Source organism: Xylophilus ampelinus (assembly GCF_003217575.1).
GTDB lineage: Bacteria > Pseudomonadota > Gammaproteobacteria > Burkholderiales > Burkholderiaceae_C > Xylophilus > Xylophilus ampelinus.
Genome location: NZ_QJTC01000002.1, coordinates 58,543 through 73,860 on the forward strand (window position 1 = coordinate 58,543; position 15,318 = coordinate 73,860).

Below are 15,318 nucleotides of genomic sequence, written 5' to 3' on the forward strand. Positions count from 1 at the left end.
CTGCGCACGACGTCATGCGCAGCGGCGGCGCCGTGTGTCCCCACCGGTTGGCGGTATGGCCGCGCACTTCCAGCACATGCACCCGATTCCCGCCATGATCGAAAACTGCACGATCCTTCCGCCACCGTACCCAGCGCGCCGCCCGTGACACTCACCCTCCGAATCTTCTCCCGCCACCAGGACGTCGATGCGCACGCCTGGGACCAGCTGCTGGCCCTCGGCGGCGACGCCACGCCGTTCCTGCGCCACGCCTACCTCGCGGCGCTGCACGACAGCGGCAGCGCCACTGCCGACACCGGCTGGGGCGCCGTGTTCCTCACCGTATGGGAGGGCGAGACGATGGCGGCGGCCTGCGCCGTCTACCTGAAGAACCATTCCTACGGCGAATACGTCTTCGACTGGGCCTGGGCCAACGCCTATGCCGACCACGGCCTCGCCTACTACCCGAAGGCGGTGGTCGCCGTTCCGTTCACCCCGGTGCCGGGCGCCCGGCTGCTGGCGCGTTCGCCCCAGGCGCGCGGCGTGCTGGTGCGGGCGCTGGTGGCCTGGTGCGGCGAGCAGGCGCTGTCGTCGCTGCACCTGCTATTCCTCGCCGATACCGACGTGGACACCTGCCGGGATGCGGGCCTGATGCTCCGAAACACGGTGCAGTTCCACTGGCACAACCGGGTTCCGATGGCGGCGGTGGCGGCGACCCCGGCAGATACCCCGCAGCCGCACCGCGCCTATGCCGATTTCGACGATTTCCTCGCAAGCCTCACGCAGGAGAAGCGCAAGAAGATCCGCCAGGAACGCCGCAAGGTGGCCGAGGCCGGCGTGTCGTTCCGCTGGTCCCGGGGCGCCGATATCACGACCGGCGATTGGGACTTCTTCTACCGCTGCTATGCCCGCACCTATCGCGAGCACGGCAACGCGCCCTACCTCACCCGCGACTTTTTTCGGCGGATGGAGCAGCAGATGCCCGAGAACTGGCTGCTGTTCGTCGCGGAGAAGGACGGCCAGGCGATTGCTAGCAGTTTGATAGCACTAGGTCAGCATCCGTCGCCGGCTAAAGGCACGAACGGCCCCGAATCGGCTTCTCGGACCGACACGGGCGGCGTCGCCTATGGCCGGTACTGGGGCGCATTGGAGCGGGTGGACTGCCTGCACTTCGAAGCTTGCTACTACCAGCCGATCGCGTGGTGCATCGCCCACGGCTTCATCCGGTTCGAAGGCGGTGCCCAGGGCGAGCACAAGATGGCCCGGGCTCTGATGCCGGTGGCCACCACCAGCGCCCACTGGCTGGCGCGGCCCGACTTTTCGGATGCGGTGGAGCGTTTTCTGGAGCGCGAGGGCGAAGGCATCGCGCACTACATGGAGCACCTGGACGCCCGGTCGCCGTTCCGGCACGGCGCTGTCGACTGAGCGGCGGCCATCGCCCGTCGGTGCGCATGCGCTGGCACGATGCCGGCGGGCGAACTGACCTCAGGCATCAGGCATCAGGCATCAGGCATCAGGCATCAGGCATCAGGCATCAGGCCAGCGGCCCCGGGGCATCTCAGGCCTTCGGCGCTTTGTAGTTGGCGATGCCTTCGGTGATTTCCTGCCTGGCGGCGTCGATGCCTTCCCAGCCCAGCACCTTGACCCACTTGCCGGCTTCCAGGTCCTTGTAATGCTCGAAGAAATGGCTGATCTGCTTCAGCAAGATCGGGTGCAGGTCTTCGGGCTTCTGGATGTTCTCGTAGATCGGCAGGATCTTGGTGGTGGGCACGGCCAGCACCTTGCCGTCGATGCCGGCTTCGTCTTCCATCTTCAGGATGCCGATCGCGCGGCAGGGCACCACCACGCCGGGCGGCAGCGGGAACGGCGTCATCACCAGCACGTCGACCGGGTCGCCGTCGCCCGACAGGGTCTGCGGCACGTAGCCGTAGTTGGTCGGGTAGTGCATCGCGGTCGTGAGGAAACGGTCGACGAAGATCGCGCCCGAATCCTTGTCCACCTCGTACTTCACCGGATCGGCGTTCATCGAGATCTCGATGACCACGTTGAAGACGTCGGGCGGGTTCTTGCCTGGGGAAACTTTGTCGAAGGACATGGTGCAGCAGCGTTGGATGGAGACGGGGGAAAGCGGCCGCAGGCACCGGTCCGGTACGGCCATGACAGCGCTGGATTCTACCGACCGGCCCGCGCCGCGCCGCCCGCCCCCGGCACAATGGACGGCATGCAGTACCACTTCATCGCCAACGCCTCCCTGCCCTCGTCGTCCGGCCGCACACTGCCGGTGATCGACCCGTCCGACGGACAGCCCTACGACGAGATCCAGCGCGGCGACGCCCAGGACATCGACCATGCGGTGCTGGCGGCGCGCCAGTGCTACGACGCGCTGTGGAGCAAGGTGTCGGCCATGGACCGGGGCCGCCTGCTGATGGCGCTGGCCGAGGCGGTGGCGGCCCACGCCGACGAACTGACGGCCCTGGAGCAGCGCGACTGCGGCAAGCCCACCCGCCAGGCCCGCGCCGACACCCAGTCCCTGGCGCGCTATTTCGAATTCTATGCCGGCGCCTGCGACAAGCTGCACGGCGAAACGCTGCCCTGCCAGGAAGGCTACAGCGTCTTCACCTGGCGCGAGCCCCACGGCGTGACCGGCCACGTGGTGCCGTGGAACTACCCGATGCAGATCTTCGGCCGCAGCGTGGGCGGCGCGCTGGCCGCGGGCAACGTCTGCGTGGTCAAGCCGTCGGAAGACGCCTGCATGTCGCTGATCCGCGTCGCCCAGTTGGCGGCCGAGGTGGGCTTCCCGCCCGGCGCGATCAACATCGTCACCGGCTGCGGTCCCGAGGTAGGCGACGCGCTGGCGCGGCACCACGGCATCGACCACATCAGCTTCACCGGCAGCCCGTCGGTCGGCACGCTGATCCAACAGGCGGCCGCCGAGCGGCATTGCCCGGTGACGCTGGAGCTGGGCGGCAAGAGCCCGCAGATCGTATTCGCCGACGCCGACCTGGATGCGGCCGTCCCCACGCTGGTCAACGCGATCGTGCAGAACGCCGGCCAGACCTGCTCGGCCGGCTCGCGCCTGCTGGTGGAGCAGTCGGTCTACGAGCCGCTGCTGGAACGCCTGGGCGCGGCCTTCGAGGCGCTGCGCGTCGGCCCGGCGGCGATGGATCTGGACGTGGGCCCGCTGATCCGGCAGAGCCAGCAGCAGCGGGTGTGGGATTTCCTGTCGGACGCGCAGGTGGCCGGCATCGCCATGGTGGCGCAGGGCACAGTGGTGGACGAGGCGCCCCAGACCGGCTACTACCAGGCCCCCACCCTCCTGCGCGACGTGCCGCCGCAGCACCGCCTCGCCCAGGAAGAAGTCTTCGGCCCGGTGCTGGCCGCCATGTCCTTCCGCGACGAGGACCATGCGGTGCAGCTCGCCAACGGCACCGCCTTCGGCCTGGTCGCGGGCGTCTGGACCCGAGACGGCGCCCGCCAGTTCCGCATGGCCAAGCGCCTGCGCAGCGGACAGGTGTTCGTCAACAACTACGGCGCCGGCGGCGGCGTCGAGCTGCCCTTCGGCGGCGTCAAGTCGTCGGGCTACGGCCGCGAAAAGGGCTTCGAAGCCCTGTACGGATTCACGACGCTGAAGACCGTGGCCTTCAAGCACGGCTGAACACCCCGCACCGCGTATCGAGTGAATGAATCGTTGCGCACGCAGTGGCCGCTGCCTCAGGACACAGTGGATCCGGCTCCGCCGGTCCACCTGTGTCGCCCCCGGAAGGGGGTTGGCGTTACACGCAGTGAAAAGCCTGGGGGTGAGCTACCCTAATGCGGTATCGAGCAGCATCATCAACACGAAGCCGACCATCAGACCGCCGGTCGCCCAGGCCTCGTGCCCCTTGCGGTGCGATTCCGGAATGATCTCGTGGCTGACGACGAACAGCATCGCACCGCCGGCGAAACCCAGCCCCCACGGCAGCATCCCGCTGGAGAATTCGATGATCGCGGCGCCCAGCACCGCGCCGACGGGCTCGACCAGCCCCGACGCCATGCCCAGGCCAACCGACAGCCGGCGGCTGTAGCCCGCGGCCAGCAGCGCCACGGCGACCACCAAGCCCTCGGGCACGTCCTGGATCGCGATGCCGGTGGCCAGCGCTCCGGCACGCAAGGTGTCGTTGCCCGCGAAGCCCACTCCGATGGCCAGGCCCTCGGGCAGGTTGTGCAGGGCGATCGCGAAGACGAAGAGCCAGGTCCGCCGCAGCTTGCGCGCCGTCTGGCCCTCGACGCCCTTGATGAAATGTTCGTGCGGCACCAGCCGCTCCATCGCCAGCAGCATCGCGCCGCCCAGCAGGATGGACACTCCGACCACGCTGCCCGCGCCCCAGGGACCCATGCCCTGCGACCGTGCGGCGGCGATGCCGGGAATGATCAGGGAGAACGCACAGGCCGCCAACATCACGCCGGCGCCGAAGCCGAAGAGCGTGTCCTGCGTTCGGTCGGACAGGCGCTGCGAGAACAGCACCGGCAGGGTGCCCAGCGCCGTCGCCAGCGCCGCCACCATGCCGCCGGTGAAGGCGTCCAGGATCACGTCGTTCGACGTGACGAAGTGCCACGACTGCACGCCCAGGCCGAGCACCACCGCCACCACGACCAGCGCGCGGGGCAACCGACGCAGCGTCAATCGGGAGCGGAAGGACGACATCGGGTTCGGGGGCGTACGTGCAGGCTGCGGCAGCGCGCGTCAGACCTTGGCGGCGGCGAAGCGGCGTGCCACTTCGGGCCAGTTCACCGCGTTGAAGAACGCGGCGATGTACTCGGGGCGGCAATTCTGGTACTTCAGGTAGTAGGCATGTTCCCAGACATCCAGGCCCAGGATCGGCGTCGCGCCCGAGCCGACGCCCTGCACCACCGGGCTGTCCTGGTTGGCGCTGCTCTCGACCACCAGCTTGCCGTCCTTGCGGACCGACAGCCAGGCCCATCCGCTGCCGAAACGGCTGATGGCGGACTTGGTGAAGGCTTCCTTGAAGGCGTCGAAACCGCCCAGGTCGGCATCGATCGCATTGCCCAGGTCGCCGCCGGGCGTGCCGCCGGCATTCGGCGCCAGCACCGTCCAGAACAAGCTGTGGTTGAAATGGCCTCCGCCGTTGTTGCGCACGGCGGTGCGGATGTTCTCCGGCAGGCCGTCGAGGCCCTTGAGAAGTTCTTCGACCGGCTTGCCGTCGTACTCGGTGTCCTTGACAGCATTGTTCAGGTTGGTGACGTAGGTCTGGTGGTGCTTGGAGTGGTGGATCTCCATCGTCCGTGCATCGACATGCGGCTCCAGCGCGTCGTATGCGTAAGGAAGAGCGGGAAGCGTATAGGGCATGAATCAACTCCTGGGATAAGTGAACGCGGCGCCGGCGAAGGCGGCCCCGCAATACGGCGGAAGGCGCGGACCTTCGCGACGGCCGCGGCAGGCGGCATCGCCTCGGCTACCGCGGAGTGGAGACTTGTAACATGATTTCGGCAGCCGCATCGCCAGCGCGCGTGCCGACATGCATCGCCCGGGATCGCCGACCGGCGCCGGACGGGCACGGATTTAAACCCTGCTCAACAGCGGAACACCGGATGCCCGGCACAATCGACGAATGCCTTCCACCGACGCGCCCGACCGCACCGCGCGCACCATTGCGCTGATCGACCTCCGCACCCTCGTCGGTGCGGCGCCGGCGCTCCCCCGCGGCAGGCCGTCGGCCCGGTTGCAGGACCGCCTGCAGCGCCCGCTGCGCGACCTGCGCATCAGCGTGACCGACCGCTGCAACTTCCGCTGCAGTTACTGCATGCCGAAGGAAAGCTTCGGCACGGACCATTCCTATCTGCCCCAGTCGGCCCTGCTGAGCTTCGAGGAAACGACCCGGCTGGCCCGCCTGTTCCTGGCCCAGGGCGTGCGCAAGATCAGGCTCACCGGCGGCGAGCCGCTGCTGCGCAGGAACCTGGAGACGCTGGTCGGACAACTCTCGGAACTGCGCACCGTCGACGGCACCGCGCCCGACATGACGCTGACCACCAACGGCTCGCTGCTCGCCCGCAAGGCGCGGGCGCTGCGCGACGCCGGCCTGCGGCGGGTGACGGTCAGCCTCGACGCGCTGGACGACGCCGTCTTCCGGCGGATGAACGACATGGATTTCCCGGTGGCCGACGTGCTGCACGGCATCGACGCGGCGCTGGCGGCGGGTCTGGGCCCGGTCAAGGTCAACATGGTCGTCAAGCGCGGCACCAACGCGCAGGAAATCCTGCCGATGGCCCGCCACTTCCGCGGAACCGGCGTGGTGCTGCGCTTCATCGAGTACATGGACGTCGGCGCCACCAACGGCTGGCGGATGGACGAGGTGATGCCCGCGTCCGAGATGGTCGAGCACCTGAGCGGCGCGCTGCCGCTGGTGCCGCTGGCCGAAACGGCGCCCGGCGAGACCGCCCGCCGCTGGGGTTACGCCGATGCGCAGGGCCGCCCCGACCCGGCGCTGGGCGAGGTGGGCGTGATCGCCAGCGTCACGCAGGCCTTCTGCCACGACTGCAACCGGGCACGCCTCTCTACCGAAGGCAAGCTGTACCTCTGTCTCTTCGCCAGCCAAGGCCACGACCTGCGCGCCCTGCTGCGCGGCGGCGCGAGCGACGACGACATCGCCGCCGCCATCGCCGGCATTTGGCAAAACCGCGGCGACCGCTATTCGGAACTGCGCGCCGCCCGCCCGCCCGCCGCCCCCGATGCGGCGCCGGTGCCGCGCCGGGTGGAGATGAGCTACATCGGCGGTTGAGCGGCCGCCGCCGTGTCGTCGTTCGTGTCCGGCAGCACAACCGTCGCCGTCCCTGCGCGCGCCGATATCACCGGCCTGGTGCTGGCCGGCGGCCAGGGAAGACGCATGGGCGGAGTGGACAAGGGCCTGCGGCCTTTCCAAGGTACCGTGCTGGCACGGCATGCGCTGGAGCGGTTGCGCCCCCAGGTCGGTGCCGTGGCGATCAACGCGAACCGGCACCTGGACCTCTATGCGGCCTGGCAGGTGCCGGTGTGGCCGGATGCGTCGGGCGATTTTCCCGGGCCCCTGGCCGGACTGCTGGCGGGACTCGAACACTGCGCCACCCCCTGGCTGCTGACCGTACCCTGCGACACGCCCCGATTTCCGCCCGACCTGGCCGCGCGGATGGCAGCTGCGGTCGGTGCGGCCGGTGCGCCCCTCGCGCTGGCGGCATCCGCGAGCCCCTCGGGCCCCGTGCCCGAGCCGGTGTTCTGTCTGGCGCGGGCGACCTTGCGCGACGATCTGCGGACCGCCCTGGCCGGCGGCCTGCGCGCCGTGCGCCAATGGGCGTCACGCCATGCCTGCGTGCTGTTGCCTTTCGACCGGGCCGGCGACGATCCGCAGGCCTTCCGGAATGCGAACACGTTGGCGGAGTTGGAGACGCTGGAGGCGTTGCAGCCGTCGGAAGGGCCGAACACCCCGAAAATTTGAAGAAAAAGGGCCTGTAGCCGTCATTCTGCGCCGACCTTTAGCTATTAAAAACATAGCAAACGACCATCGCGCATCGGCGGCTTCCTAGCGTGCGTCTGCCGCTACCGGCGAGGAGCGCATCTGCGCCGGCAGCCGGCCCAGCGCCACCTCCACCCCGCGGTTGGCCAGCTGGTCGGCCCGCTCGTTGCCCGGGTCGCCGTCGTGGCCGCGCACCCAGCGCCACTCGATCTTGTGGCCGCCGTTACGCACCAGCTCGTCCATCTTCTGCCAAAGCTCGACGTTCTTCACCGGCTCCTTCGACGCGGTTCGCCAGCCGCGGGCCTTCCAGCCCGCCACCCATTCGGTAATGCCCTTGAGCACGTACTGGCTGTCGATGTATAGCGTCACGTCGCACGGCCGCTTGAGGGCGCTCAGCGCCTCGATCACCGCGGTCATCTCCATCCGGTTGTTGGTGGTGTTGCGCTCGCCCCCGTAGAGTTCTTTTTCGGTAGGGCCGGCCTTCAGCAGCACGCCCCAGCCGCCCGGGCCCGGGTTGCCCTTGCAGGCGCCGTCGGTGTAGATGTCGATATGGTTCACGGCAAAACGCTTCGCAAAAAAATCAGGAGGGCGGATTGTCGGGCAAGCTGCGGCCGGCCACCGAGGCGGCCGGCGCCACCGCCCGCACCGCCGGCAGCCTGCGAGGCTTCTCCATCCGCCGCATGCCGGGCACCCGCTTGACCGCCACCACGAAATACGCCGCGCCGAAGATCGGCCACCAGCGGTCGCCCAGCTGGTCCATCCAGGCGGTGCGGTCCAGCCAGCGTTGGCTGCGCAGCGCCGGCCGCCAGCAGCCGAACTGCACCGATTCCACCTCGAAGGACAGCAGCCGCAGCCAGTCCCGCAGCCGCCAGTAGCCGATGAAATCGACCGCGTCGGGCAGGTAGCGCTGGCCCAGCCCGAGCCGCTGGGCCACCCGGGCGCGCCGCTGCTTCAGGCCCCAGAAGCTCACCGGGTTCAGGCCGCTGATCACCACCCGGCCCTCGGGCACCAGGGTGCGCTCGGCCTCGCGCAGGGCGGCGTGCGGGTCGGCCGTCAACTCGAGCGTGTGCGGCATCAGCACCAGGTCCAGGCTGCGCGACGCGAACGGCAATGCGCCGAAGTCCGCATGGATCGCCGGTCGGTAGCGGGGTGGCGGCAGGAGGTCCGATGCGGCGAGCGCGGCGCCTGCCGGCGTGTCCAGATCGTCGGGCCCGCCGATCAGCCAGCGGTGCGGCATGCGGTTGGCCCGCAGCCCGTCGAACCAGGGCAGGCCGAGCTGCACGCCGTGGTAGCCGAACAGGTCGCCCACCGCCCGATCGACCCGCGCCTGCTCCCATGCCGTCAGGTATCGGCCGGCCGGAGAATCGAACCAGGGGTGCAAACCTATAATTTCGTCGCTCATGACCTTGCAACCGCTGCCCGCCTTCACTGACAACTACATCTGGATGCTGCACGAAGGGCAGCGGGCCGTGGTGGTCGACCCGGGCGAGGCCCAGCCGGTGCTCGACGCGCTGCAGGCCCAGGAGCTGCAGCTCGAGACGATTCTAGTCACGCACCACCACCACGATCACACCGGCGGCGTGGACGCCCTGCGCGCGGCGACCGGTGCCCGGGTGATCGGCCCCGCGACCGAGGCGCACGCGGTGGTGCCCGATCCGGTCGACCGGCTCCGCCAGGGCGACGTGGTCCGTGTGCTGGGCCTTGCGTTCCGCGTGATCGACGTGCCCGGTCACACCGCCGGCCACATCGCCTTCTTCTGCGACGACGTGGACGGCGCGCCGCTGCTCTTGAGCGGCGACACCCTCTTCTCCGGCGGCTGCGGCCGGATCTTCGAAGGCACGCCGGCGCAGATGCTGGCCTCGCTCGACGCCCTGGCCGCGCTGCCCGACGCGACGCGCGTATGCTGCGGCCACGAATACACGCTCTCCAACCTCGCGTTCGCGCAGGCGGTGGAGCCCGGCAACCCGGCACTGGTGGCCTATGGGGACCGTTGCAAGCGGCTGCGCGCCCGGGGCCTGCCCACACTGCCCTCCACCCTCGGGCTGGAGCGCGAGGTGAATCCTTTCCTGCGGAGCCGAGCGGCTCCGGTCGTGTCGGCAGTGCGCCGCCACGCGAACACCGTGGCCGACGACGAAGTCGGCATCTTTGCCGCCCTGCGCCAATGGAAGAACGATTTCCGATGAAGATTCTCAACGCCGTCTGGCTGTCCCTGGCCGTCCTGCTCGCCGGTTGCGGCACGCTGCCGGGCGCCTCCACCGCACCGGGCGCGGGCGGTGCCGCCACCGTCGGCGGCGGCGCCCGGCAGAAGCAGTACCCCTCGATGATTCCCGGCGGCGCGCTCAAGCCGCTCGCCACCGGCGCGACCGGCTCGCACACCGTCGCCTACACGTCGCCGCCGGCCGACCTGTGGGAGCGCATCCGCCGCGGCTTCGCGATGCCCGATCTCGACAACGATCTGGTGCGCGACCGCGAGCAGTGGTACGCCACCCGGCCCGACTACATCCAGCGCATGACCGAGCGCTCAAGCAAGTACCTGTTCCACATCGTCGACGAGCTGGAGCGGCGCAACATGCCGACCGAGCTGGCGCTGCTGCCCTATATCGAGAGCGCGTTCAACCCGCAGGCCGTCTCCAGCGCAAAGGCCGCCGGCATGTGGCAGTTCATGCCCGCCACCGGCGGCGACTACCAGTTGAAGCAGAACGCGTTCCGCGACGACCGGCGCGACGTGCTGGCCTCGACCCGCGCCGCGCTCGACTACCTCCAGCGCCTCTACAGCATCTTCGGCGACTGGCAGTTGGCCCTGGCCGCCTACAACTGGGGCGAAGGCAGCGTCAGCCGCGCGATCGCGCGCAACCAGAAGCTCGGCCTGCCCACCGGCTACACCGACCTGAACATGCCCAACGAGACGCGCTACTACGTGCCGAAGCTGCAGGCGGTCAAGAACATCGTCGCCCGGCCGCAGGACTTCAACACCGAGCTACCGCCGATCGAGAACCACCCCTACTTCCAGTCGGTCACCATCGCCCGCGACATCGACGTGGCCCTGGCCGCCAAGCTGGCCGACGTGCAGTTGCGCGACTTCAAAGAGCTCAACCCGTCGCTGCGCCAGCCGGTGATCTTCGCGGCCGGCGTGCCGCAAATCCTGCTGCCCTGGGACAACGCGGCCATCTTCCGCCGCAACCTGGAGGCCTACGCCGACGGTCAGTACGCGAGCTGGACCGCCTGGACCGCCCCGACGACGATGAGCGTCTCGGCCGCCGCCCTGCTGGTCGGCATGAGCGAGGTCGACCTGCGACAAGTCAACAACATTCCGCCCCGCATGCTGATCAAGGCCGGCTCGGCGCTGGTGGTGCCCCGCTCCGCCAAGAACCAGGACGATGTCGATGCGCAGGTGGCAGACAACGGCCGCCTGGCGCTGTCGCCCGAGATCGTCACCCGCCGCACCCTGGTCAAGGCCGGCAAGCGCGATACGGTCGCCACCCTCGCCCGCCGCTACCGTGTCACCACCTCCGACGTCGCGACCTGGAACGACGTGCAGCCCAGCACCGTGCTGCGCAGCGGGCAGCAGCTGGTGGTGTACCTGCCGGTGAACGTGCGGGCGCCGGTCACGGCGGCGGCGGTTTCTGCGGCGCCGGCCACGGTGGCGGTGCGCGGCAACGCCCGGCAGCCGGTGCGTGCTGCAGTTCCGCGCACCACCGCGGTCCGCACAAATGCCCGGGCCGCCGCGGCATCCAGAAAGGTCGCCGCGCCGAGAGCTGTGGCACCCCGCGCGGCTGCCAAGCCTGCCGCCAAAAAATAGGATGCTGCCGCAGAGCATCACCAAAGACAGAGGGGCGCCGCAGCGCCCCTTCGTCCATGGGAACAAGGCTCAGGACATCAGCGGGTGCCGACCAGGCCCAGAATGCCCATGATGATCAGGTACAGCGCCACGATGTAGTTCAACAGGCGCGGCACGATGAGGATGAGAATGCCGGCGATCAGGGAGACGACCGGGCCGATGCTGAATCCGAAAACCATGGCGATTCCTTTGCGGTGCGGGGCACCTGTCTTGATGCGCCCGACGATAAGCCGCCACCCGCCGCCGTCTGTAACAAGGGACAGCGTCAAGCCTGGAATCGTTCCTTGGCCCGCTGGGCGAAATCGTTGGTGTAGAGCCGCGTCATGTCGATCCGCCCCAGCTCTACCGCGGGGTCGAACCCGGCCATCGCCCGCACTGCCGTCTCGGGACCGCCCCCGGGCACCAGTCCGTCGGGCGAATAGCCTTCCCGGATCTTTTGGAACACGGTGAGGTAGAGCGCGCGGTCGCCCAGCAGATAGGGCTCGGGCACCGTCTTCACAATGTCGCCCGGCCCGGCGGTTTGTAGCCATTTCAGGGCGTGCACCATGGCGCTGACCAAGGCCTGCGCAGCAGCGCCCCGCTTCTGCACGAAATCTTCCGGCGCATGCAGGCAGCCGGCCGGCATCGGACCGCCGAAGAGATCGAGCGTGCCCTTGAGCGTGCGGGTGTCGCAGACCACACGGATATCGGCCTTCTGCTCCAGCATGGTCGCCACCGGATCGGTGACGCTCACCGCGTCGATCCGGCCCGCCCGCAGGGCCGAAGCCGCAGCCGACGGCGTGCCCAGCGCGACGAACTCCGCGTCGCCGGGCTTCAGACCCCCGCGCGCCAGCACCAGCGTGGCCAGCATGTGGCTGGCCCCGCCCGGCGCCGGAATGCCGATCCGCCTGCCCTGAAGATCGCCCCGGCCGCGGTAGCCCGCCAGGGTGCGAGTCGATGCGCCCAACACGATCTGCGGCGCCCGGCCCTGCAGCACGATGCTGCGAAAGCTCTTGCCCTTGCTCTGCAGGCTGACGGTGTGCTCGAAAGCGCCCGAGCAGACGTCGGCGATACCGCTCAGCACCGCCTGCAGCGCCTGCGAGCCGGTCGCGAAATCGCGGATCTCCACCTCCAGCCCCTCGGCCCGGAAGAAGCCCATCTGCTCGGCGATCGTGAGCGGCAGGTAGGCGAAGCGCGCCTTGCCGCCCACCGCGATCGTGACCTTCTCGCGTTCGCGGTGCGACTGCGCCCGCAGGGCCGGCACGCGGGCGCCCGCAGCCGCCAGTGCCGCCGACAGGCAGAAACCGCGGCGCGAAAGCAGGAGCGCGGGGCTGGGTCTCACGGGAATTCCTTGCCGGGTGGATGCGATGCCGCCAGCTTAGCGACCGGCCTGCACGGCTCCCATCCGGGACATCCCCGTACGGGTTAATCCCGGGCCAGCGTCGGTGCTACGGCGCGTCAGCGGCAGCCGACGAAGAGGATGGCGACGTTCAGCGCGAAGCCCAGTGCGTAGACCGCGCTGCGCGCCGCGCCGCCACCGGCGATGTAGATCGCGCTGTAGGCCACGCGCACCAGGACCCAGCCCACGGCCAGCAGGTCGAGCCGGCCCTGCGGCGCGGCCAGCTGGTGGGCGACGACCACCGCACCGATGAAGAACGGCAGGCTCTCGAAGCCGTTCTGCTGGGCCGCCATCGCACGCGCGCGCCAGCCTCGCACACCTTCTGCCCACACCCTGGGCGAACGGTTGTCGTAGCCCTGCGCACCCGCTTTGGCGACAACGGCGCACAGGATCGGCAGCAGCGCCGCAGCCAGCACGCACCAGTATGCGATCGTGAATTGCACTGCGCCCACCGTGGCCGCGGAGGATGACAGGCCGTTCATGCGTGGAGCTTCAGGTAAACAGAATGCATCAGCGGCGGTCCGCCAGGGCGTGGGCGATCGTGCCCAGATCGACGTATTCCAGCTCGCTGCCCACCGGCACGCCGCGCGAGAGCCGGGTGACCCGCAGGCCGCGCGCCTTCAGGCCTTCCGAGATGGCATGCGCCGTCGCCTCGCCCTCGGCGGTGAAATTGGTCGCGAGAATGGTCTCCTGGACGGTGCCGTCGGTCGCGCGTTCGAACAGCTTGTGCAGTCCGATCTCGTTCGGGCCGATGCCGTCGAGCGGCGACAGCTTGCCCATCAGCACGAAGTACAGGCCCTTGAAGGCGCCGGTGCGCTCCATGGCCGACTGGTCGGCCGGCGTCTCCACCACGCAGAGCTTGGACGCGTCGCGCGACGGGTCGCTGCAAACCTCGCAGATGTCGGATTCGGTGAAGGTGTGGCACAGCAGGCAATGGCGCACCTGGCCGGCCGCGTCGTGCAGCGCCCGCGACAGCATCTCGGCACCGGGCCGATCGTGCTGCAGCAGGTGAAAGGCCATGCGTTGGGCGGTCTTGGCCCCGACGCCGGGCAAACGGCGCAGCGCCTGGACGAGCGCATCGAGCGAACTGGTGGGGGTAGCCATGAGAAAAGTCATTGCGCCGGGGCCGGGGCCGCCGTGGCGGTGGCAGGCACGGAGCGCGTGCGGTAGAGCGCCGGCCAGTCGCCCGGCGAGCCGGCACAGCGGCGCTGCTCGTCGCGCGAGGCCGGCTGGAACGCGGTGCCGTCGAACACCCACGACCGGGCGATGCCGCAGTCGCCGATGCCCCGGCTCTTGGCGAAGGAAGACAGAGTGGCGGTGGCAGGGTCGTAGAACGCCTCGGTCGCCACGCTCGGATCGTCGTTCTTGCCGACCGGCAGGCCGCCCGGCACGTCGGGCAGCGCTACCGGTCGCGCCTGCTGCGGTGCCGACCGGGGCACCCGCAGCACCAGTGCGGCGCTCTGGTAGGCGCCCGACCAGCACCGCAGCAGCACCAGCGCGTCGGTGTCGGTCAGCGGCATCGCATCGTCGGAGGCGCCGCGCGGCGCATCGCATTTGCGTGCGACCAGTGCGGCGTTACGGGTACGCACAGCCGCGGCGAAAGCCTGCGTGTCGGCCAGGGGCGTCGGCGCGGCGGCGGCCTGCACCACCGGCAAGGCCGGCGCTGCGGGCACCTGCGAGACCGGCCCCGCGCCCGGCTGGTGCAGCGCGGTGAGGGTGCCGACCCGCCCCTGCACATCGTCGATGAAGCGCAGTGCGGCGGCCAGGCCGTCGAGCGACAGCTGCAGCGGCCCGTCGGATTGCTGCACCGCCATCTGCCGTGCCTGCTCCAGCCGGCGCGCCATCTCCAGCGCGGGCTCGCCCTGCAGCCGGTAGCTGCCTTCGCCGTCGTTGGTCCAGGCGCTGCCGGCCGCGGCCGGCCGGTCGGCACCGGTCAGCGCGGCGCCGTCGAGCCGCAGCGCATCGGCCGACAACGGCTTTTCGCCGGCCAGGTCGAGGCCGACCGCGCCCGCGGGGCCGGCCTCGCGGGCGACCAACAGCCGCATCGGCAGCGTGTCGCCGGCGGCAGGCGCCAGGCGGGCCTCGCAACGGCGCACGTTGTCGCAGGCGACGATCCAGTCCTTGAACTCGCGGTAGGCCGGCACTGCCGGTGACGCGGCCTGGGCCGCGAAGACCGACAGGGCGACGAGGCCGGCAGCCACTGCGGCGCACGGGCGCCGCGACAGCGCCTGCGCGGCACCGGAGAGCGCGAGGCGCTCCCGCATCCAACGGGGCAGGCGACCGGGCACGGGCGTCATCGCGGAATCAAAACGGAAACTTCATGCCGCCGGGCAGGCCCGGCATGCCGACGCTGATCTTGCCCATCTTTTCCTGGCTGGTGTCCTCGGCCTTGCGCACCGCGGCATTGAAGGCGGCGGCCACCAGGTCTTCGAGCATGTCCTTGTCCTCGGCCAGCAGGCTCGGGTCGATCGTGATGCGCTTGACATCGTGCTTGCAGGTCATCAGCACCTTGACCAGACCGGCACCGGATTCGCCTTCCACCTCGATGGTCGCCAGTTCGTCCTGGGCCTTCTTGAGGTTGTCCTGCATGTTTTGCGCCTGCTTCATGAGGCCGGCGAGTTGTCCTTTGTTGAACATGA

The 15,318-nt window shown here is 69.6% G+C and carries 17 protein-coding genes; 6 read left to right on the top strand and 11 right to left on the bottom strand.

What is annotated here, in order from left to right; translation table 11 throughout:
• Positions 1-144 precede the first annotated feature (144 nt).
• Entirely contained in the window at positions 145-1,404 is a 1,260-nt protein-coding gene (locus DFQ15_RS01715; RefSeq protein WP_233504225.1) for a GNAT family N-acetyltransferase, read from the top strand.
• 133 nt (positions 1,405-1,537) lie between these two features.
• On the opposite strand, the gene ppa is transcribed toward DFQ15_RS01715, so the two are convergent.
• Positions 1,538-2,074, bottom strand: a complete 537-nt coding sequence (ppa, locus tag DFQ15_RS01720) for an inorganic diphosphatase (RefSeq protein ID WP_110464314.1) — start codon at positions 2,072-2,074, stop codon at positions 1,538-1,540.
• Positions 2,075-2,200: 126 nt separating this feature from the next.
• Here ppa and DFQ15_RS01725 point away from each other — a divergent pair, with 126 nt between their 5' ends.
• Positions 2,201-3,634: an aldehyde dehydrogenase family protein gene (locus DFQ15_RS01725; protein ID WP_110464520.1), complete on the top strand. Its 1,434-nt coding sequence runs from the start codon at positions 2,201-2,203 to the stop codon at positions 3,632-3,634.
• Positions 3,635-3,781: 147 nt separating this feature from the next.
• Here DFQ15_RS01725 and DFQ15_RS01730 read toward each other — a convergent pair whose 3' ends face one another.
• Positions 3,782-4,663, bottom strand: a complete 882-nt coding sequence (locus tag DFQ15_RS01730) for a ZIP family metal transporter (RefSeq protein ID WP_110464315.1) — start codon at positions 4,661-4,663, stop codon at positions 3,782-3,784.
• Positions 4,664-4,702: 39 nt separating this feature from the next.
• On the bottom strand, positions 4,703-5,326 hold the full coding sequence (locus tag DFQ15_RS01735) for a superoxide dismutase (RefSeq protein ID WP_110464316.1): 624 nt from the start codon (positions 5,324-5,326) through the stop codon (positions 4,703-4,705).
• A gap of 262 nt (positions 5,327-5,588) precedes the next feature.
• On the opposite strand from DFQ15_RS01735, the gene moaA reads away from it, so the two are divergent.
• Together moaA and mobA are read left to right on the top strand one after the other, a co-directional pair.
• Positions 5,589-6,755 (top strand): GTP 3',8-cyclase MoaA, encoded by a 1,167-nt coding sequence (gene moaA / locus DFQ15_RS01740; protein WP_110464317.1) that lies wholly within the window; start codon positions 5,589-5,591, stop codon positions 6,753-6,755.
• A 105-nt stretch (positions 6,756-6,860) separates the two neighbouring features.
• Positions 6,861-7,445 (top strand): molybdenum cofactor guanylyltransferase MobA, encoded by a 585-nt coding sequence (gene mobA, locus DFQ15_RS01745; RefSeq protein ID WP_233504239.1) that lies wholly within the window; start codon positions 6,861-6,863, stop codon positions 7,443-7,445.
• An 84-nt stretch (positions 7,446-7,529) separates the two neighbouring features.
• Here the strand turns inward: mobA and rnhA are convergent, their stop codons facing one another.
• Both rnhA and DFQ15_RS01755 read right to left on the bottom strand, forming a co-directional pair.
• Entirely contained in the window at positions 7,530-8,021 is a 492-nt protein-coding gene (rnhA, locus tag DFQ15_RS01750) for a ribonuclease HI (RefSeq protein ID WP_110464318.1), read from the bottom strand.
• 22 nt (positions 8,022-8,043) lie between these two features.
• The gene (locus tag DFQ15_RS01755; RefSeq protein ID WP_233504226.1) at positions 8,044-8,865 is read right to left on the bottom strand and encodes a class I SAM-dependent methyltransferase; all 822 of its coding nucleotides are present in this window, start codon (positions 8,863-8,865) and stop codon (positions 8,044-8,046) included.
• Here DFQ15_RS01755 and gloB point away from each other — a divergent pair.
• Positions 8,864-9,646, top strand: a complete 783-nt coding sequence (gene gloB, locus DFQ15_RS01760) for a hydroxyacylglutathione hydrolase (protein ID WP_110464319.1) — start codon at positions 8,864-8,866, stop codon at positions 9,644-9,646. The genes DFQ15_RS01755 and gloB overlap by 2 nt on opposite strands.
• On the top strand, positions 9,643-11,262 hold the full coding sequence (locus DFQ15_RS01765) for a transglycosylase SLT domain-containing protein (RefSeq protein WP_110464320.1): 1,620 nt from the start codon (positions 9,643-9,645) through the stop codon (positions 11,260-11,262). Before gloB ends, DFQ15_RS01765 begins: the two co-directional genes overlap by 4 nt.
• A 77-nt stretch (positions 11,263-11,339) precedes the next feature.
• Here DFQ15_RS01765 and DFQ15_RS01770 read toward each other — a convergent pair whose 3' ends face one another.
• From DFQ15_RS01770 to DFQ15_RS01795, 6 genes are all read right to left on the bottom strand, one after another.
• Complete coding sequence (locus DFQ15_RS01770) at positions 11,340-11,480, bottom strand: DUF3096 domain-containing protein (RefSeq protein ID WP_082447815.1); 141 nt, start codon at positions 11,478-11,480, stop codon at positions 11,340-11,342.
• 86 nt (positions 11,481-11,566) lie between these two features.
• Positions 11,567-12,601, bottom strand: coding sequence for an ABC transporter substrate-binding protein (locus DFQ15_RS01775; protein WP_110464523.1), 1,035 nt, complete (start codon positions 12,599-12,601; stop codon positions 11,567-11,569).
• Positions 12,602-12,738: 137 nt separating this feature from the next.
• Positions 12,739-13,161, bottom strand: a complete 423-nt coding sequence (locus tag DFQ15_RS01780; RefSeq protein ID WP_110464321.1) for an MAPEG family protein — start codon at positions 13,159-13,161, stop codon at positions 12,739-12,741.
• Positions 13,162-13,189: 28 nt separating this feature from the next.
• The gene (gene recR / locus DFQ15_RS01785) at positions 13,190-13,783 is read right to left on the bottom strand and encodes a recombination mediator RecR (RefSeq protein WP_110464322.1); all 594 of its coding nucleotides are present in this window, start codon (positions 13,781-13,783) and stop codon (positions 13,190-13,192) included.
• Between the two features lie 8 nt (positions 13,784-13,791).
• Complete coding sequence (locus DFQ15_RS01790) at positions 13,792-14,976, bottom strand: DUF1176 domain-containing protein (RefSeq protein ID WP_110464323.1); 1,185 nt, start codon at positions 14,974-14,976, stop codon at positions 13,792-13,794.
• Between the two features lie 7 nt (positions 14,977-14,983).
• Positions 14,984-15,316, bottom strand: coding sequence for a YbaB/EbfC family nucleoid-associated protein (locus DFQ15_RS01795; RefSeq protein WP_110464324.1), 333 nt, complete (start codon positions 15,314-15,316; stop codon positions 14,984-14,986).
• Positions 15,317-15,318 lie beyond the last annotated feature (2 nt).